The sequence below is a fragment of the Streptomyces sp. UNOB3_S3 genome (genome assembly GCF_020740895.1).
Taxonomy (GTDB): domain Bacteria; phylum Actinomycetota; class Actinomycetes; order Streptomycetales; family Streptomycetaceae; genus Streptomyces.
On record NZ_JAILXP010000120.1, the window covers coordinates 1 to 18,624 of the forward strand.

Annotated in this window: 13 protein-coding genes and 1 pseudogene; 11 read left to right on the forward strand and 3 right to left on the reverse strand. The window is 72.3% G+C overall.

Annotated elements, in window-relative coordinates:
* Positions 1-453: pseudogene (locus K6I33_RS15390) on the reverse strand (hypothetical protein); the annotation flags it as partial.
* 265 nt (positions 454-718) lie between these two features.
* Here K6I33_RS15390 and K6I33_RS15395 point away from each other — a divergent pair.
* The 7 genes from K6I33_RS15395 (at position 719) to K6I33_RS15425 (ending at position 12,021) form a co-directional block, all read left to right on the forward strand.
* On the forward strand, positions 719-2,704 hold the full coding sequence (locus K6I33_RS15395; RefSeq protein ID WP_229352136.1) for a protease pro-enzyme activation domain-containing protein: 1,986 nt from the start codon (positions 719-721) through the stop codon (positions 2,702-2,704).
* Positions 2,705-3,003: 299 nt separating this feature from the next.
* The gene (leuS, locus tag K6I33_RS15400; RefSeq protein ID WP_229352138.1) at positions 3,004-5,853 is read left to right on the forward strand and encodes a leucine--tRNA ligase; all 2,850 of its coding nucleotides are present in this window, start codon (positions 3,004-3,006) and stop codon (positions 5,851-5,853) included.
* Between the two features lie 186 nt (positions 5,854-6,039).
* The gene (locus tag K6I33_RS15405) at positions 6,040-6,786 is read left to right on the forward strand and encodes a hypothetical protein (protein WP_229352140.1); all 747 of its coding nucleotides are present in this window, start codon (positions 6,040-6,042) and stop codon (positions 6,784-6,786) included.
* Positions 6,787-6,872: 86 nt separating this feature from the next.
* Positions 6,873-7,718 carry a DegV family protein gene (locus K6I33_RS15410; protein WP_229352142.1) on the forward strand — a complete coding sequence of 282 codons (846 nt, stop codon included), beginning with the start codon at positions 6,873-6,875 and terminating at the stop codon, positions 7,716-7,718.
* A 144-nt stretch (positions 7,719-7,862) separates the two neighbouring features.
* Positions 7,863-8,639, forward strand: a complete 777-nt coding sequence (locus K6I33_RS15415; protein WP_374284645.1) for a helix-hairpin-helix domain-containing protein — start codon at positions 7,863-7,865, stop codon at positions 8,637-8,639.
* Positions 8,636-11,455, forward strand: a complete 2,820-nt coding sequence (locus tag K6I33_RS15420; protein WP_229352147.1) for a ComEC/Rec2 family competence protein — start codon at positions 8,636-8,638, stop codon at positions 11,453-11,455. The genes K6I33_RS15415 and K6I33_RS15420 overlap by 4 nt, the downstream gene beginning before the upstream one ends.
* On the forward strand, positions 11,341-12,021 hold the full coding sequence (locus K6I33_RS15425; protein ID WP_229352156.1) for an arylamine N-acetyltransferase: 681 nt from the start codon (positions 11,341-11,343) through the stop codon (positions 12,019-12,021). Before K6I33_RS15420 ends, K6I33_RS15425 begins: the two co-directional genes overlap by 115 nt.
* Before the next feature lie 55 nt (positions 12,022-12,076).
* Here K6I33_RS15425 and K6I33_RS15430 read toward each other — a convergent pair whose 3' ends face one another.
* On the reverse strand, positions 12,077-12,355 hold the full coding sequence (locus tag K6I33_RS15430) for a hypothetical protein (RefSeq protein ID WP_229352150.1): 279 nt from the start codon (positions 12,353-12,355) through the stop codon (positions 12,077-12,079).
* A 72-nt stretch (positions 12,356-12,427) separates the two neighbouring features.
* Here K6I33_RS15430 and holA point away from each other — a divergent pair, with 72 nt between their 5' ends.
* The gene (gene holA / locus K6I33_RS15435) at positions 12,428-13,414 is read left to right on the forward strand and encodes a DNA polymerase III subunit delta (protein WP_229352152.1); all 987 of its coding nucleotides are present in this window, start codon (positions 12,428-12,430) and stop codon (positions 13,412-13,414) included.
* A gap of 225 nt (positions 13,415-13,639) precedes the next feature.
* Here the strand turns inward: holA and rpsT are convergent, their stop codons facing one another.
* A complete protein-coding gene (gene rpsT / locus K6I33_RS15440; protein WP_229352153.1) occupies positions 13,640-13,906 on the reverse strand; it encodes a 30S ribosomal protein S20 in 267 nt (88 codons plus the stop codon).
* 208 nt (positions 13,907-14,114) lie between these two features.
* On the opposite strand from rpsT, the gene lepA reads away from it, so the two are divergent.
* From lepA to K6I33_RS15455, 3 genes are all read left to right on the forward strand, one after another.
* A complete protein-coding gene (gene lepA, locus K6I33_RS15445; RefSeq protein WP_229352154.1) occupies positions 14,115-15,977 on the forward strand; it encodes a translation elongation factor 4 in 1,863 nt (620 codons plus the stop codon).
* A 271-nt stretch (positions 15,978-16,248) separates the two neighbouring features.
* A complete protein-coding gene (locus K6I33_RS15450) occupies positions 16,249-18,138 on the forward strand; it encodes a long-chain fatty acid--CoA ligase (RefSeq protein ID WP_229352155.1) in 1,890 nt (629 codons plus the stop codon).
* Between the two features lie 155 nt (positions 18,139-18,293).
* Positions 18,294-18,624, forward strand: a 331-nt coding sequence (locus K6I33_RS15455; RefSeq protein ID WP_374284651.1) for an ATP-binding protein, incomplete at its 3' end; no start/stop codon positions are given.

Consider the following 18,624-nt stretch of genomic DNA (forward strand, 5'->3'; position numbering starts at 1 on the left):
CCCCGCCGCCTCCCGCCCCGCGTTCAGCCCGTGCAGCAGCGCCGCGCACCACGCCCCGTACGCGCTCGCGTGGAGGATCCGCCAGCGGTGTGCCGCGCGCCCTCGCCCGGCGAAGGCGCTGCGCAGGGCGCCGGTCGCGGCCGCGAGCACGAGCAGATAGCCCGCGAGCGAGCCGAGCCCGATCAGCCCGGCGCGTCCGCCGACACCGGAGGCGAAGGGGATCAGGGCGGCGGTCGCGGAGGCGTGCGCCTCGGCGACCTTGACGCCCACGTGCACGAGGAGGAAGCCGAGCGCACCGACGGCGAGGGCCCGGTGCACGGCCTGGGCGAGCAGCCTGCCGCGCGGGCCGAGGGCCAGGCGGTCGGCGGCGACGAGTCCCCAGACGACGGTCGCGGTGAGCGAGACCAGGGCGAGGACGCCCCCGGCCTCGTCGAGGAAGCGGTGGAGTTCCATGCCCCGGCAGGCTAGGCAGCGGACCGGTCCGCGCGGCCCGCTTCGCGCAACCCCGGTGCGCGACCGGTCGCCGCTGCTAACGTCTGTTCGTTCGGCGGAAGTTCGATCCGTTTGCGGCCGCATTCCCAACAAACCACCCGCGCAGTGGATTTGATTGCGCGCCCGTGGTCTTCCTTTGGTCACTTCTTGGTGAACACATGTCCCCTGAGTGAACGGTTTATCGGTCAGAGTGTGGCCGACCATTCGCATCACAGGGGGTTTTTCCTTGACTTCACGTCGAAGCCGTTCCGGCAGCCGCTCCAGAACGCGCGCCGCCCTGTCCCTGGCGGCGGCCCTGCCGCTGGTCGCCGGAGCGCTCGCGCTCGGTGTGCCCGCGGCCCACGCCGACTCCGGCCCGCACGACCGTCAGTCGCTGGCGGGCACCAAGCCGCTGTGGGCGACGCCCGGGGCCGACCGGGGTGCCGTCCCGGAGCAGAAGGCGGTCACCGCCCGGGTCTACCTCGCCGGCCGTGACGCCAAGGGCCTGGCCGCGTACGCGCGCGCCGTCTCGGACCCGAAGTCCGCCTCGTACGGCAAGTACTTGACGGCCCAGCAGGCGAAGGAACGTTTCGGCGCGACCAAGGGCCAGATAGCCGCGGTCACCGGCTGGCTGAAGTCCTCCGGCCTGACGGTGACCGGCGCCAACGACCACTACGTCACCGTGACCGGTGACGCGGCCGCCGCCCGGAAGGCGTTCGGCACCGAGCTCCACAACTACGTCAAGGACGGGAAGACCTACCACGCCCCGGCGCGGAACGCCTCCGTCCCGGCCGGCCTCGACGGCGCCGTCCTGACCGTGGTGGGCCTGAACAACGCCCCGCGCCTGACCCACCACCGCGACACCCTGCCCGGCCCGAGCGCCGGCTTCCGCAACGCCGGCCCGTTCTCCACGTACTACGGCTCGAACGTGAACACCGGCCTCCCCTCCGCGTACGGCGAGCACGCCCCGTACGCGATCAAGGGCTACACGGGCAAGCAGCTGCGCGCCGTCTACGGGGCGAAGAACTTCACCGGCAAGGGCGTGACGGTCGCCATCACCGACGCCTACGCCTCCCCGACGATCGCCGCCGACATCCAGCAGTACGCCAAGCGCAACGGCGACAAGGCCTACCGCAAGGGCCAGTACTCTCAGGTGCTGCCCGCCGCCTGGACGCACGCCGACCCCAAGGAGTGCGACGCGGCCGGCTGGTACGGCGAGGAGACCCTCGACGTCGAGGCCGTGCACGCCGTCGCCCCGGACGCGGACATCGTCTACGTCGCAGGCTCCTCCTGCCAGGACGACGACCTGATCGACTCCCTGCACAAGATCGTCGACAACCGGCTGGCCGACATCGTCTCCAACTCCTGGGGCGACGTCGAGGCCAATGAGTCCCCGGACGTGGCGGCCGCGTACGACCAGGTCTTCCAGAAGGGCGCCGTCGAGGGCATCGGCTTCTACTTCTCCTCCGGCGACGACGGCGACAACGTCGCCAAGCACGGCGTGAAGCAGGTCGACACGCCCGCCAACTCCCCGTGGGTCACCTCCGTGGGCGGCACCTCCCTGGCCGTCGGCAAGGGCGACAAGTACCTGTGGGAGACCGGCTGGGGCACCCACAAGGCCGCCCTGTCCAAGGACGGGCTGACCTGGGAGGGCATGCCCGGCGCCTTCACCGGCGGCGCCGGCGGCGGCACCAGCAAGGTCTTCGAGCAGCCCTTCTACCAGCGCGGCGTCGTCCCCGACACGCTGGCGAAGGCGAACGGCACCGCCAAGCCGATGCGCGTCGGGCCCGACATCGCGGCCGTCGCCGACTCCACCACCGGCTTCCTCGTCGGCCAGACCCAGACCTTCCCCGACGGCTCGGTGAAGTACGACGAGTACCGCATCGGCGGCACCTCCCTGGCCGCGCCCGTGATCGCGGGCGTCCAGGCGCTGGCCCAGCAGGCCCGGCACGGCGTCCCGATCGGCTTCGCCAACCCGGGCATCTACGACCGCTACGGCACCGCCGCCTACCACGACGTCACCGACCACCCGCTCGGCCAGGGCCGGACCATCGGCGACGTCCGCGTCGACTACGCCAACGGCGTCGACGCCAAGGGCGGCCTGCTCACCTCGCTGCGCACCCTGGGCAGCGACAGCTCGCTCTCCGCGACCGTCGGCTACGACAACGTCACCGGCGTCGGCACCCCCGCCGACGGCTACGTCACCTCGTACGTGCCCCGTCAGCACCGCTGACCCCCGCCGGGACACCGCTGACCCCCTGCCGGAACCCGGGGCCCGCCCGTACCACGCGTCGGTGCGGGCCCCGGGCCCGCTGGGGTAACCTGACCCCATGCGTGCCGTACGCCTTCTGCTTAGCGAGCCGCGCTGATCAAGCACCGGCAGGTGATCGCCGACCCCTCGGCGGTCCGGACCGGCATCGGCGCGGCATCCCCTCCTGTGCGAGGGGTTTTTTCATTTGCGGCCCCGGGCCCTGTGGCTCCGGACCGTGAGCGGACAGGCGACAGACGACGATCGATGGAGCTTTGAGGACGATGAGCGAGACCCCCACCGCCGCAGAGGTGGCCGCCCCGCACCGCTACACGGCCGCGCTGGCCGCCGACATCGAGGCGCGCTGGCAGGACTTCTGGGACGCGAACGGCACGTACGCCGCGCCCAACCCCAGCGGTGAGCTGGCCGGCGACGAGGCCGTCGTCGCCCGCCCCAAGAAGTTCATCATGGACATGTTCCCGTACCCCTCGGGCGCGGGCCTCCACGTCGGCCACCCCCTGGGCTACATCGCCACGGACGTCTACGCGCGCTACCACCGCATGACGGGCCACAACGTCCTCCACACCCTCGGCTTCGACGCCTTCGGCCTGCCCGCCGAGCAGTACGCCGTGCAGACCGGCACCCACCCCCGGGTGTCCACCGAGGCCAACATCGAGAACATGAAGGCCCAGCTGCGCCGGCTGGGCCTGGGCCACGACAAGCGCCGCTCGTTCGCGACGATCGAGCCGGAGTACTACAAGTGGACCCAGTGGATCTTCCTCCAGATCTTCAACTCCTGGTACGACACGGAGGCCAGGAAGGCCCGCCCGATCGCCGAGCTCGTCGCCGAGTTCGACAGCGGCCGGCGTGAGGTCCCCGGCGGCCGCGCCTGGAGCGAGCTGAGCCCCGTCGAGCGCGACGAGGTGCTGGGCGGCTACCGCCTGGCCTACGCCTCCGACGCGCCGGTGAACTGGTGCCCCGGCCTGGGCACCGTGCTGGCCAACGAGGAGGTCACCGCCGACGGCCGCTCCGAGCGCGGCAACTACCCCGTCTTCAAGTCCAAGCTGCGCCAGTGGAACATGCGGATCACCGCCTACGCGGACCGCCTGATCGACGACCTGGACGCCCTGGACTGGCCCGAGGCCATCAAGCTCCAGCAGCGCAACTGGATCGGCCGCAGCGAGGGCGCGCGCGTCGGCTTCCGGGTCGCCGGCGCCGAGGACCGGCAGATCACCGTCTTCACCACCCGCCCCGACACCCTCTTCGGCGCCACCTACATGGTGCTGGCCCCCGAGCACGACCTGATCGACACGATCGTGCCCGCCGAGTGGCCCGAGGGCACCAAGGACATCTGGACCGGTGGCGCGAGCACCCCGGCCGAGGCCGTCGCCGCCTACCGCAAGCAGGCGCAGTCCAAGACCGACGTCGAGCGGCAGACCGAGGGCAAGGACAAGACCGGCGTCTTCACCGGCGCGTACGCCCTCAACCCGCTGACCGGCGAGCGCGTCCCCGTCTTCGTCGCCGACTACGTCCTGATGGGCTACGGCACCGGCGCGATCATGGCCGTGCCCGGCCAGGACGAGCGCGACTGGGAGTTCGCCACCGTCTTCGAGCTGCCCATCATCCGCACCGTCCAGCCGCCCGAGGGCTGGGAGGGCGAGGCCTACACCGGCCAGGGCCCGGCGATCAACTCGGCCAACGCCGAGCTGAACCTCGACGGCATGCAGGTCGACGAGGCCAAGCGCGCCGCGATCGCCCACCTGGAGGCGCGCGGCATCGGCGAGGGCACCATCAACTTCCGCCTGCGCGACTGGCTCTTCAGCCGCCAGCGCTACTGGGGCGAGCCCTTCCCGATCGTCTACGACGAGAACGGCGTCGCCCACGCGCTGCCCGAGTCGATGCTCCCGCTGGAGCTGCCCGAGGTCGACGACTACACCCCGCGCACCTTCGACCCGGACGACGCCGACACCTCCCCGGAGACCCCCCTCTCCCGCAACGAGGAGTGGGTCGATGTCGAGCTGGACCTGGGCGACGGGCCGAAGCGGTACCGCCGCGAGACCAACACCATGCCCAACTGGGCCGGTTCCTGCTGGTACGAGCTGCGCTACCTGGACCCGCGCAACGACGAGCAGCTGGTCTCCGCCGACGCCGAGCGGTACTGGATGGGCCCGCGCGAGGGCCAGCCGCACGGCGGCGTCGACCTGTACGTCGGCGGTGCCGAGCACGCCGTGCTGCACCTGCTGTACGCCCGCTTCTGGTCGAAGGTCCTCTTCGACCTGGGCCACATCTCCTCGGCCGAGCCGTTCCACAAGCTCTACAACCAGGGCATGATCCAGGCGTACGTCTACCGTGACGCGCGCGGCATCGCGGTGCCCGCCGCCGAGGTGGAGGAGAGCGGCGGCGCGTTCTACTACGAGGGCGGCAAGGTCAGCCGGCTGCTCGGCAAGATGGGCAAGTCCCTGAAGAATGCCGTCACCCCGGACGAGATCTGCGTCGAGTACGGCGCCGACACCCTGCGCCTGTACGAGATGGCGATGGGCCCGCTGGACGTCTCCCGCCCGTGGGACACGCGCGCGGTCGTCGGCCAGTACCGGCTGCTCCAGCGCCTGTGGCGCAACGTCGTCGACGAGAACACCGGCGAGGTCACGGTCGTCGACACCGAGGCCGACGAGGCGACGCTGCGCGCCCTGCACAAGGCGTTCGACGGCGTCGGCCAGGACATGGCGAACCTGCGCTTCAACACCGCCATCGCCAAGGTGACCGAGCTGAACAACCACGTCACCAAGCTGAACGAGGTGCCGCGCACGGTCGCCGAGGGCCTGGTGCTGCTGATCGCTCCGCTGGCCCCGCACATCGCCGAGGAGCTGTGGCGCAAGCTCGGCCACGAGGGCTCGGTCGTCCACGCGGACTTCCCCGCCGCCGACCCGGCCTACCTGGTCGACGAGACCGTGACCTGCGTCGTCCAGATCAAGGGCAAGGTCAAGGCCCGCCTGGAGGTCGCCCCGTCGATCTCCGACGAGGAGCTGGAGAAGGTCGCGCTGGCCGACCCGGCGGTCGTCGCCGCGCTGGGCGGCGCGGGCATCCGCAAGGTCATCGTGCGGGCGCCGAAGCTGGTGAACATCGTCCCGGCGTGACGCGCCGCGTGACGCGCTAGGAGTTCGTCGCTGGGGGTTTGTCCCTACGGGCAGGTTGGGGGTTCCGAAGGAACCCGCGGCCTGCCCGTTGCGTTTACGGTGGAGAGGAGGCGGGGGCGCCCCGCCGACGGGCTCTTCGGGGCTCGCCGAGTGTCCCGCTTGTGTCCCGCTTGCTGAGGAGCGCGAATGGTAGCCGCGGCCGTGATCATCGCCCTGATCTGTGCGCTCGTCGTGACGCTGGCGGTGATCGCCACGGTCAAGGCGGTCCGGACCGTCAAGAACGGCGTCGACCAGGCCGTCACCCAGGCCCGCCGCACGGTCGAGGACACCCGGCTCAAGGCACGCCAGTTCACCCAGGCCGGCCCGGCGGGCGAGGTCGCCGAACTGCGCCTGTTGCTGCGCACGTCGATGCGCGCCACCCAGGAAGTGCTGCGGGAGGGCCTGAAGGACGACCCCTCCCTGACCGAGTCCCTGGCCCTCTTCGACCGCCTCAGCGCGCACGGCCGCGAGCTCGACGACGACCTGCGCAAGCTGGAGTCCGAGCCCGACCGGGAGCGTCTCGCCGCCTGCCTGCCCGACCTGCGGGAACGCACCAAGCAGGTCACGCACTCCGCCGACTCGCTGCGCTTCGCCGCCCAGGACCGGGCCCGGCAGTTCGCCGACGACGAGCTGTCGCTGCTGAGCGAGCAGATCCGCATGGAGACGGGCGCGCTCCGCCACTGGGAGGCCGACGCGGGTCCGGGCACGAATGCGGGCGCGGAGCCCAAGGCGAAGCCGGCGGCGGGGTCCGCTGGTACGGCCGGGTCCACCGGGTCCGCCGGTGCCGCTGGATCCGCTGCCGGGCCGGAGCGGCCCGCGATCAGCGGGAGGGATGGCTCCCGGCAATGGGGGTACACATGGGAGAAGGTCAAGCATCCGGAAAGCCCCGCCTGAGCGAAGCGCCCCTGACCAGCGGAAACGATCAGGCGGCCCGGGCCCCGCACTGCCGTGGCGGCGGCCCGGCGGGTAACCTCCGGGGCATGTCCCGCCATGTCGCGATCATCACTGATTCCACGGCCTATCTGCCCGCTCAGGCGATGGAGCGGCACGGCATCGTCGCCGTACCGCTGACGGTGGTCCTGGGCGACGAGGCGCTGGAGGAAGGCACCGAGATCTCGGCCCGGTCGGTCGCCCAGGCCCTCCAGAAACGCCGGCCGGTGACCACCTCGCGCCCCGCCCCCGAGGACTTCGCGGCCGCCTACCGCGCCGCCGCCGAGGCCGGCGCCGACGGCATCGTCTCCCTCCACCTCTCCTCCGAGTTCTCGGGCACCTACGACGCGGCGGTGCTCGCGGCGAAGGAGGCGCCGGTGCCGGTACGGGTCGTGGACACCGGCATGGTCGCGATGGCCCTCGGCTTCTGCGCCCTCGCCGCCGCCGGGACCGCCGAGGCGGGCGGCACGCTCGACGAGGCGGTGGCCGCCGCGGAGAAGCGCGCGCAGGGCACGGCCGCCTACTTCTACGTCGACACCCTCGACTATCTGCGCCGCGGCGGGCGCATCGGCGCAGCCCAGGCGCTGCTGGGCTCGGCGCTCGCCGTCAAACCACTGCTCCAGCTGGACGGCGGCCGCATCGAGCTGAGAGAGAAGGTCCGTACGGCCTCGAAGGCGATCGCCAGGCTGGAGGAGATCGTCGTCGAGCGCGCGGGTGCCGCGCCCGTCGACGTCGCGGTGCACCACCTGGCGGCCCCGGAGCGGGCCGCGCTGCTCTCGGAGCGGCTGCGGGAGCGGGTGCCGGGGCTGGTGGAACTCCATGTGAGCGAGGTCGGCGCGGTCATCGGGGCGCACACGGGGCCGGGGCTGCTGGGCGTGGTGGTCTCGGCGAGGTGAGGAGGGGATGGTGCTCCTCCTGTGAGTGACGGGATTTTCCACAACCGACCGGTGTTCCACAGGAATTGAGGACTCCGGACAGGATCGGGTGACGTCACCTAGCGTGACGGCATGACTTCCTTCGCGGCCTCTCCGACACGTACCGTGACCGCCCTTGACCTGGGCCTCGGCTCGCTGCGCGACCGCGCGGCGACTGATGCCGACTCCGACGCTGTGCGCACGCGAAGGGGGCGGAGCTGGCGCGAGGCACTGGGGGACCGGCTGCCCCTGTGGGTACGGCTGCGGTGCGGCATCGCGCCGAGGACGCTCGCGGCGCTGACGGCCGTGCTGGTCGCGGCGGTCGCCTTGGGCGCGTACCACTTCTGGTCGGGGCGCCCACGGACGGTCCGGGTGCCGGCGCGTGAGGGGCCGGTCGCGGCGTCGCCACCGGCGGCCGTCCCGGCGATGCCCGGCCCGGGGCCGTCGGCGCGGAGCGTGGTGGTGGACGTGGCGGGCAAGGTGCGGCGTCCCGGGGTCCAGCGCCTGCCACCGGGCTCCCGGGTCGAGGACGCGCTGGAGGCCGCCGGGGGAGCGCGCCCGGAAGCGGACACGACGGGGCTCAACCGGGCGCGCGTACTGATGGACGGCGAACTGATCACGGTGGGCACCCCGGCCCCGGCCCCGGCCCTCGGAGGCCCGGCGTCGGCTTCGGGCGGCGGTACGAGCCCTCCGGGCGGCGGCGCGGGGGCCGGGCCGGTCAGCCTCAACTCCGCGACGCTCCAGCAGCTCGACTCCCTCCCCGGCGTGGGCCCGGTCCTCGCCCAGCACATCCTCGACTACCGCACCCAGCACGGGGGCTTCCGCTCGGTCACCGACCTCCGCCACGTCAACGGCATCGGGGCCCGCCGCTTCACGGACCTCAAACCACTGGTCCAGCCATGACACGGGCCGCTGTCACCGACGCGGGCCGGGACGCCGCTTCGGTCGATCTACGACTGGTCGGCCCCGCACTCGCCGCGTGGGCCGCCGCGGCGGCCGCCCTGACGATGGAGGGCCGGACGGTGGCCATCGCTTGTGGGGCGGCGGTGCTCACGTCCTGCGTGCTGCTGGTGGTGACCGCTGTCCGTCGCGGCGCCGGAGGCGGAGGACGTACGGGCACGCCGGGCCGTGCGGGGATGGCCGGGAGGGTGGGCGTGGCCGGAGCGGTCGCGGCCGTGCTGCTGTGTGCCGCCGCCGGGGCGGCCGCCGGGGCGCTGGCGGGGGCGGACACCCGGCGCGGGCCGGTGCCGGAGCTGGCACGGCGGCATGCCGAGGCGACCGTCGAGGCGAGGGTGACCGGGGACCCGAGGGCCACCCGGCCACGGGTGCGGGGCTCGGTCCGGGCCGCGCCCGCCGTCGTGGTGGAGGCCGAGGCGACCCGGGTGACCACCACGCGCGGGGTGACGACAGAGGTCCGTACCCCGGTGCTGCTGATGGTTCATCAGTCATGGCTCGGGCTGCTGCCCTCCACCGAGCTGAGGGTGGACGGCCGGCTGATGCCGCCCTCCCGGCCGGGCGACCGTGTCGCGGCCGTCGTCCGGGTCGGTGACAGCGGCCCACCGAGGGTCGTCGCGGGCCCGTCCCTGGTGCAGCGGGCGGCGGGCCGGTTGCGTGCCGGGCTGCGCGAGGCGGCCGACGGGCTGGCGCCGGACGCCCGGGCGCTGCTGCCCGGCCTGGTCGTCGGGGACACCTCGCGCGTCCCCTCCGACCTCGAAGAGGCGTTCCGGGCCACGGATCTGACGCACCTTCTGGCCGTGTCCGGGGGAAACCTCGCGGTGCTGCTGGCCGTGCTCGTCGGGCCGCCGCATCTCGCCTCGCGCGCCGAGCGCCGTGGGCTCGCGGCCCGGCTGGGGATCCCGTTGCGGCTGACGGCCGTCCTCGGCGGCGGGCTGGCGCTCGGGTTCGTGGTGGTGTGCCGCCCCGAGCCGAGCGTGCTGCGGGCCGCCGTGTGCGGGCTGATCACTCTGCTGGCCATCGGGACGGGCCGGCGTCGCGGTCTGCTGCCCGCGCTGGCGGGCGCCGTGCTCCTGCTCGTCCTCTACGACCCGTGGCTGGCGCGGAGCTATGGCTTTCTGCTCTCGGTCCTGGCCACCGGCGCCCTGCTGACCCTCGCCCCGCGCTGGGCGGCGGCGCTGCGGCGGCGCGGGGTGCCGCCCAGGATCGCGGAGGCCCTCGCGGCGGCGGGCGCGGCGCAGGCCGTGTGCGCGCCGGTGATCGCCGTGCTGGCGGCGAGGGTGAGCCTGGTGGCGGTGCCGTGCAATCTGCTCGCCGAACCGGCGGTCGCGCCCGCCACGGTCCTGGGGTTCGCCGCGCTCGCCGCGGCCCCGCTCGCGCCGCCGCTCGCCGAGGGCCTCGCCTGGCTGGCGGGCTGGCCGGCGCGGTGGACGGCGACCGTCGCCCGGACCGGAGCGGGGCTGCCCGGGGCCGAGCTGGACTGGCCCGGCGGCTGGGCGGGCGGGCTGTGGCTGGCGGCGGCGACGGTGGTCGTCCTCCTGGCCGCAGGGCGGGTGCTGCGCGGCCCGTGGGTCTGCGGGGCGTGCGCGCTGGCCCTGTTGCTCGCCGTGGTCCGCCCGGCGCCCCTGACGAGGGGCCTCACCGGATGGCCGCCGCCCGATTGGCGGATGGTCGCGTGCGATGTCGGCCAGGGGGACGCCCTCGTGCTCGCCACCGGCCCGCACAGCGCGGTTCTCGTCGACGCCGGGCCCGAGCCGAGAGCCGTCGACCGCTGCCTGAGGCGGCTGGGCGTCGACGAGGTGCCGTTGCTGCTGTTGAGCCACTGCCACGCCGACCACGTCGACGGCCTGCCGGGGGTGCTGCGCGGTCGCGCGGTGGGGGCGATCGAGACGACGCCGTACGCCCTGCCGCCGGGTCAGGCGGCGTTCGTCCGGAGGGAGGCCCGCCGGGCGGGGGTGCCGGTCGTCGAGGCGGTGCCGGGGGAGCGGCGGCGTGTGGGCGGGCTGTCGTGGGAGGTGCTGTGGCCGCCGCCCGCCGGGACGTCGGCCGTGGCGGAGGACGGTCCCAATGACGCCAGCGTCGTCCTCCTCGTCCGTACGGGCGGGCTGACTTTCCTGCTGCTGGGGGATCTCGAACCGCCCGCACAGCAGGAGCTGTGGGAGACGCACCCCGGGCTTCCTCCGGTGGACGTCCTCAAGGTGGCCCACCATGGTTCGGCCTATCAGGACCCCCGGCTGACGCGCGGGCTCCACCCCCGGCTGGCGGTGATCTCCGTGGGCGCCGGCAACCCCTACGGCCATCCGGCGGCCCGCACGATCGGCGCGCTGCGGGAGCAGGGGGCGGCGGTCCTGCGCACCGACACCGACGGCCCGGTGGCCGTCACGGGCGGGCGGGACGGCCCGGTCGCCGTCGCGGGGAGAAGGAGAAGCCGCGGGAGAGGAGACCGCCCGGCAGAAAGACCGAGACGATCTAGGACTGTGGACCGATGCCGTGCCCTCCCCGTCCGGGGGATAACGGAGTCATGCACGCAGCGGACATCGACGCCTACCTCCGTCACATCGACGCCACCCGCCCGGCCGCCCCCACCTCGGAGGCGCTACGGGACCTTCAGTTCCGCCATCTCGTGGCGGTGCCCTTCGAGAACCTCTCGATCCACCTCGGTGAGGAGATCGTGCTGGAGGGCGGGGCCCTGGTGGACAAGGTGGTGCACAGGAGGAGGGGAGGCTACTGCTACGAGATCAACGGCGCGTTCGCGGAGCTGCTGACGGCGCTCGGCTATGAGGTGACGCTGCTGGCGGCACGGGTGATGGGGCCGGACGGGAAGTTCGGGATCCCCTTCGACCACCTGGCCCTGCTGGTCAGGACCGGCACCCGACCGGACGGCGTACAGCGGCAGGAGTGGCTGGTGGACGTCGGCTTCGGCCGGAACAGCCACCACCCGCTGAGCTTCACCGAACGCGGCGACCAGCTGGACCCGGGAGGGGTGTTCCGGATCGCCGAGACGGAGGAGGGGGACCTGGACGTCAGCAAGGACGGAGCGGTGCAGTACCGCCTGGAGCGGCGCCCCCGGGCGCTGGCCGACTTCGAGGTCGGCAACTGGTGGCACCGGACCTCGCCGCTGTCGCCGTTCGGGCAGTCGGTGCTCTGCTCCCGCCTCACCGAGGACGGCGGCCGGATCACCATCAGCGGCCGCACGCTCGTGACGACGGATGTCGGCGGGCGCGTGGAGCGGACGCTGGCGGAAGGGGAGGTGGCGGCCGCCTACCAGGAGCACTTCGGCCTGGAGCTGGAGCGGATCCCCGAGGTGCGGGGCGCGGGTCAGGGGAGCTGATCCCACCCCGGCCGCCACCTCCGCCTCACGTCACCGGGCCACCGGTCCGGGGGTGCTACTCGACCTCGGTCCAGCCGTCGTACTCCTCGGCGAGCTCGCGCAGCGCGGCGCGGTCGAGCTCGCCGTCGGGGTCGTCGATGACGACCAGCCACTGGGCGTCCTCGGCGTCGTCCTCACCGGCGAGCGCCTCGCGGACGATCTCGGGGTCGTCGTCGAGTATGAACCGCCGTCCCGCCTCCTCGGCCGCCTCCTCGGCGGCGTCGCGGTCGGGCAGCACCAGCAGGTGCCGTACGGGGTCGGAAGACTGGGAAGAGAAGGGAGAAGCGCTGGTCACCCGCTTATTGTGCGGTATGCCTCCAGCGGCTTTCGGCGGGGTCTGTCACTGGCGCATGGGATGCTGGTCACGATGGCCAGGAAGACTGCAACCGACGACCTGCTCGCGCCCGTGACGATCGCCGTGGGCCAGGAGGATCTCCTCCTCGACCGCGCTGTTCAGGAGGTGGTGGCGGCCGCCCGCGCGGCCGACGCGGACACCGACGTCCGGGATCTCACCCCGGACGCGCTCCAGCCCGGCACGCTGGCCGAGCTGACCAGCCCGTCGCTGTTCGCCGAGCGCAAAGTCGTGATCGTCCGCAATGCCCAGGACCTCTCCGCGGACACGATCAAGGACGTGAAGGGCTACCTCGGCGCGCCCGCCGAGGAGATCACCCTGGTGCTGCTCCACGCGGGAGGCGCCAAGGGCAAGGGGCTGCTGGACGCGGCCCGCAAGGCCGGGGCCCGTGAGGTCGCCTGCCCGAAGATGACGAAGCCGGCGGACCGGCTCGCGTTCGTCCGCGGGGAGTTCCGCGCGACCGGCCGTTCCGCGACGCCGGAGGCCTGCCAGGCCCTGGTCGACGCCATCGGCAGCGATCTGCGCGAGCTGGCGAGCGCCTGCGCCCAGCTCGTCGCGGACATCGAGGGCGTCATCGACGAGTCCGTCGTCGCCCGCTACTACACGGGACGCGCGGAGGCCTCCAGCTTCACCGTCGCCGACCGTGCCGTGGAGGGCCGGGCGGCCGAGGCCCTGGAGGCCCTGCGCTGGGCGATCTCCACGGGTGTCGCCCCCGTGCTGATCACCAGTGCCCTGGCCCAGGGCGTCCGCTCGATCGGCAAGCTCGCCTCCGCGCCGCGCGGCGCCCGCCCCGGGGATCTCGCCCGTGAGCTGGGCATGCCGCCGTGGAAGATCGACCGGGTGCGCCAGCAGATGCGCGGCTGGTCGGCGGACGGGGTGGCGGCCGCGCTCACCGCGATCGCCGAGGCCGACGCCGGCGTCAAGGGCGGCAGTGACGACCCCGAGTACGCGCTGGAAAAGGCGGTGGTGGCAGTGGCCCGGGCCGCCCGCAGCCGCGCGTAGAGCACACCCGTCCCGGGGCGAAAGCCCCGGAAACGCCCGGAGGCCCGTCTCCGCCCTGGGGAAGGGCGGAGACGGGCCTCCGAGATCGTTCAGGTGAGCCCGAAGGGCTCATGCCGCACCCGCGTGGCGAACGACCGAGCGCGGCGGGGTGCCGGGAACGGAGCGGTAGAGGGGCCGCTGGATCCGTACCGGCGAAGGAACCGGGGCTCACGCCCCGGAAAGGCTTCAGCCCTGGAGGGCGGCAACCTGCTTGGCCAGCGCCGACTTCTTGTTGGCGGCGGCGTTCTTGTGCAGGACACCCTTGCTGGCGGCCTTGTCGAGCTTCTTGCCGGCGAAGGCGACGGCGGCGGTGGCCTTCTCGGCGTCACCGGCGACGATGGCCTCGCGGGCCGCACGGACAGCGGTCTTGACCGAGGACTTGACGGCCTTGTTACGCAGGCGCGCCTTCTCGTTGGTCTTGTTCCGCTTCATCTGGGACTTGATGTTCGCCACGAAAAGAGCCTTTTCAGGTTCGTTGGATTTCGATCAGTGCCGGGTGTCGTGTGAGAGGCACGACAGGCACAGTGCACCAGGCTACCAGCAGCCACTCGGCCGTCCCAAACCGGACCGTACCCGCCGCTCATGGGACCATGGTGGGGTCGTATACCCGACTCCCGCCGAGACTGGCGTTTCCGCGCCGAAGTCACCGAATGGATCCTGCGTGCCCGCCACCCCTACCAACGTGCCCGAGCCGAGCCGTACCGACCCGGCTCTGATCCGTAACTTCTGCATCATCGCGCATATCGACCACGGCAAGTCGACGCTCGCCGACCGGATGCTCCAGCTGACCGGCGTGGTCGACCAGCGGCAGATGCGCGCGCAGTACCTCGACCGGATGGACATCGAGCGCGAGCGCGGCATCACGATCAAGTCCCAGGCGGTCCGGCTGCCCTGGGCGCCCACCGAGGACAAGGGCAACACCCACATCCTCAACATGATCGACACGCCGGGCCACGTGGACTTCACCTACGAGGTCTCGCGGTCCCTGGCCGCGTGCGAGGGCTGCATCCTCCTCGTGGACGCCGCCCAGGGCATCGAGGCCCAGACCCTCGCCAACCTCTACCTGGCGATGGAGAACGACCTCACGATCATCCCGGTCCTCAACAAGATCGACCTGCCGGCCGCACAGCCGGACAAGTTCGCCGCCGAGCTGGCCAACCTCGTCGGCTGCGAGCCCGAGGACGTGCTCCGGGTCTCCGCGAAGACCGGCGTCGGCGTCGACGAGCTGCTCGACAAGGTCGTCGCCCAGGTCCCGGCCCCGGTCGGCGTCAAGGACGCCCCGGCCCGCGCGATGATCTTCGACTCGGTCTATGACTCCTACCGCGGTGTGGTCACGTACGTCAGGGTCGTCGACGGTGAGCTCAAGAAGCGCGAGCGCATCAAGATGATGTCGACCGGCGCCACCCACGAGCTGCTGGAGATCGGCGTCTCCTCGCCCGAGATGACGCCCGCCGACGGCCTCGGCGTCGGCGAGGTGGGCTACATCATCACCGGCGTGAAGGACGTGCGGCAGTCCAAGGTCGGTGACACGATCACCTCCCAGCAGAACGGCGCCACCGAGGCGCTGGGCGGCTACAAGGACCCCAAGCCGATGGTGTTCTCGGGCCTGTACCCGCTGGACGGCTCGGACTACCCGGAGCTGCGCGAGGCCCTCGACAAGCTGCAGCTCAACGACGCCGCGCTGGTCTACGAGCCGGAGACCTCGGCGGCCCTCGGCTTCGGCTTCCGCGTCGGCTTCCTCGGCCTGCTCCACCTGGACGTGGTCCGCGAGCGGCTGGAGCGCGAGTTCGGCCTCGACCTCATCGCCACCGCGCCCAACGTGGTCTACAACGTGCGGATGGAGGACGGCGTCGAGCACGTCGTCACCAACCCGAGCGAGTTCCCCGAGGGCAAGATCGCCGAGGTGCACGAGCCGGTCGTCAAGGCGACCGTCCTCGCCCCCACCGAGTTCGTCGGCGCGATCATGGAGCTCTGCCAGTCCCGCCGCGGCACGATGCTGGGCATGGACTACCTCTCCGAGGACCGGGTCGAGCTGCGCTACACCCTGCCCCTCGCGGAGATCGTCTTTGACTTCTTCGACCAGCTGAAGTCCAAGACCCGCGGCTACGCCTCCCTCGACTACGAGCCCACCGGCGAGCAGACCGCCGACCTGGTCAAGGTCGACATCCTGCTGCACGGCGACAAGGTCGACGCCTTCTCGGCGATCACCCACAAGGACAAGGCGTACGCGTACGGCGTCCGTCTCGTCGCCAAGCTGCGCGAGCTCATCCCCCGGCAGAACTTCGAGGTGCCGATTCAGGCCGCCATCGGCTCGCGGGTCATCGCCCGTGAGACCGTGCGCGCCATCCGCAAGGACGTCCTCGCCAAGTGCTACGGCGGTGACATCTCCCGTAAGCGGAAGCTGCTCGAGAAGCAGAAGGAAGGCAAGAAGCGCATGAAGATGGTCGGCAGCGTGGAGGTCCCCCAGGAGGCCTTCATCGCGGTGCTGTCCAGCGACGAGAGTGGCGAGAAGGGCAAGAAGTAGCCCCCACGCGAGTTCTCACGCGCCCACTGCGCGGCGCACGACGTGCCCCGACCGGTCCCGGTCGGGGCACGTCGCCGTTTGTGGGATCCGGTGATCTCTAGTGGCTCAAACCGTGTTCCCTCGCACTCTTACGCGAGCAGCCCTTCCGCTCTAGTCTGATCACTGCTCGCGCAGGTTACTCGCCAGTCACCAGCGCGGGTCGTAAGAGCAGTCGTAAGAGCAGTCGAGCAGCGAAAGCAGTCCAGCGACGAAGCGGGCTCCGGAGGATGCCGTGACCGAGACACAGGCTCTGATCGAGAACAGGCCGCCCTCCGTGGCGACGCTCTTCCTCGAACGGGTCGAGGCCACACCGGACGCGGAGGCCTACCGCCACCCCGTGCCGTCCCCCTCCGGCGAGGGCCCCGACACCTGGGCCTCGCTCACCTGGCGGCAGGCCGCCGACCGTGTCTTCGCCATCGCGGCCGGCCTGATCGACCTCGGCGTCGACCCCCAGGAACGCGTCGCCCTCGCCTGCTCCACCCGGGTGGAGTGGATCCTTGCCGACCTCGGCATCATGTGCGCGGGCACCGCCACCACGCCCGTCTACCCCAGCACCAACGCCGACGAGACCGCCTTCATGCTCTCCGACGCCGGCTGCCGGGTCATGATCGCCGAGGACGCCGCCCAGCTGGCCAAGGCCCGGCTGCGCCGCGCCGAACTCCCGCACCTCGCCCATGTCGTCGTCATCGAGGCGGCCGACGCCGTCCCCGCCGAGGGCGACCCGGAGGGCTGGGTGCTCTCCCTCGCCGACCTGGAGAAGCGCGGCACCGCCCGGCTGGAGGCCCACCCCGGGGCCGTCAAGGACCGCATCGCCGCCCTGCGCCCCGAGCAGCTCGCCACCCTCATCTACACCTCCGGCACCACCGGCCGCCCCAAGGGCGTACGGCTGCGCCACGACGCCTGGTCGTACATGTCCCGCGCGATCCAGGCCACCGAGCTCGTCCGCCCCGACGACGTGCAGTACCTGTGGCTGCCGCTCGCCCACGTCTTCGGCAAGGTGCTCACCGCCGGGCACATCAGCGTCGGGCACATCACCGCCGTGGACGGCCGGGTCGACAAGATCATCGAGAATCTGCCCGTCGTCCGGCCCACCTATATGGCCGCCGTCCCCCGGATCTTCGAGAAGGTCTACAACGGCGTCGCGGCCAAGGCCCGCGCGGGCGGCCCGGCCAAGTACAGGATCTTCCGCTGGGCGGCCGAGGTCGCCCGCGAGTACGCCAAGGTCTCCCAGGACAACTACCGCCGCACCGGCAGCAAGGCCGTCCCCTTCGGGCTCGCCGCCAAGCACCGCGTCGCCGACGCCCTCGTCTACGCCAAGATCCGCGACGCCTTCGGCGGCCGGCTGCGCGCCTGCGTCTCCGGCGCCTCCGCCCTCGCCCCCGACATCGGCTACTTCTTCGCCGGCGCCGGCATCCACATCCTGGAGGGCTACGGCCTCACCGAGACCAGCGCCGCCAGCCTCGTCAACCCCGGCGAGGCCTACCGCACCGGCACGGTCGGCAAGCCCCTGCCCGGCACCGAGGTCCGTATCGCCGACGACGGCGAGATCCTGCTGCGCAGCCCCGGCGTCATGGAGGGCTACCACGGCCAGCCCGAGAAGACCGGCGAGGTCCTGGAGCCGGACGGCTGGTTCCACACCGGCGACATCGGCGAGCTCTCCCCGGACGGCTATCTGCGGATCACCGACCGGAAGAAGGACCTGATCAAGACATCGGGCGGCAAGTACATCGCCCCCGCCGAGATCGAGGGCCGCTTCAAGGCCGTGTGCCCCTACGTCTCCAACATCCTGGTGCACGGCGCCGACCGCAATTACTGCACCGCCCTCATCGCCCTGGACGGCCCGGCCCTGCTGGCCTGGGCCAAGGAACAGGGCATGGAGGACCGGTCGTACGCGGAGGTGGTTGCCGCCCCGGAGACCGAGGAGCTCATCGGGGGCTATGTGCGGGAGCTCAACGAGGGGCTCCAGCGCTGGCAGACGATCAAGAAGTTCCGGCTGCTGCCCCGCGATCTGGACATCGAGCACGGAGAGTTGACGCCCAGCCTCAAGCTCAAGCGGCCGGTCGTCGAGCGTACGTACAAGGACCTGATCGAGGAGATGTACGCGGGCTCCAGGGAGGACTGACAGGTGGGGCCGTCGGGGAGGCCGGTCGGGGGCCGCGCGGCCCGTGTACTCCCATAGCGGTCACTTACTCAGCTCGGCGCACCTGAACACCGACAGTCTGTCAGTCTGTCGGTGGTGAAATCCGCACTATGCCGTATGCGGTCAGGAGCGCCACTGTGAGGACATCACCGAAGCCCCGGACGGACGGGCCGGTTCCGCGCACCCCGGCTCGTAGCCCGGACCCGCCGCCGACCGGACCGCCCACGGCCCGCACCAGCCTGCCCGGCGACGCCCGCGCGCCCTCCGCCGCCCGGCGGTTCGTCCGCAGCGTGCTCGCCGGGTGGAACGCCCACGCCATGGTCACCGACGACGCCACGCTGCTGGTCAGCGAGCTGGTGACCAACGCCGTGGTGCACGCCGGGACATCGGTCGACCTGGAGTGCCGGCTCGACCCGGCGCGCGGCGGCAGCCTCGTCGTCGAGGTCACCGACCACCACCCCGCCCGGG

What these genes read in the sequence shown, in the direction of transcription:
- holA (WP_229352152.1), top strand. Translation starts at nt 12,428, where the DNA reads ATGGCCAGGAAGACTGCAACCGACGACCTGCTCGCGCCCGTGACGATC.
- leuS (WP_229352138.1), top strand. Translation starts at nt 3,004, where the DNA reads ATGAGCGAGACCCCCACCGCCGCAGAGGTGGCCGCCCCGCACCGCTAC.
- K6I33_RS15410 (WP_229352142.1), top strand. Translation starts at nt 6,873, where the DNA reads ATGTCCCGCCATGTCGCGATCATCACTGATTCCACGGCCTATCTGCCC.
- K6I33_RS15420 (WP_229352147.1), top strand. Translation starts at nt 8,636, where the DNA reads ATGACACGGGCCGCTGTCACCGACGCGGGCCGGGACGCCGCTTCGGTC.
- K6I33_RS15405 (WP_229352140.1), top strand. Translation starts at nt 6,040, where the DNA reads ATGGTAGCCGCGGCCGTGATCATCGCCCTGATCTGTGCGCTCGTCGTG.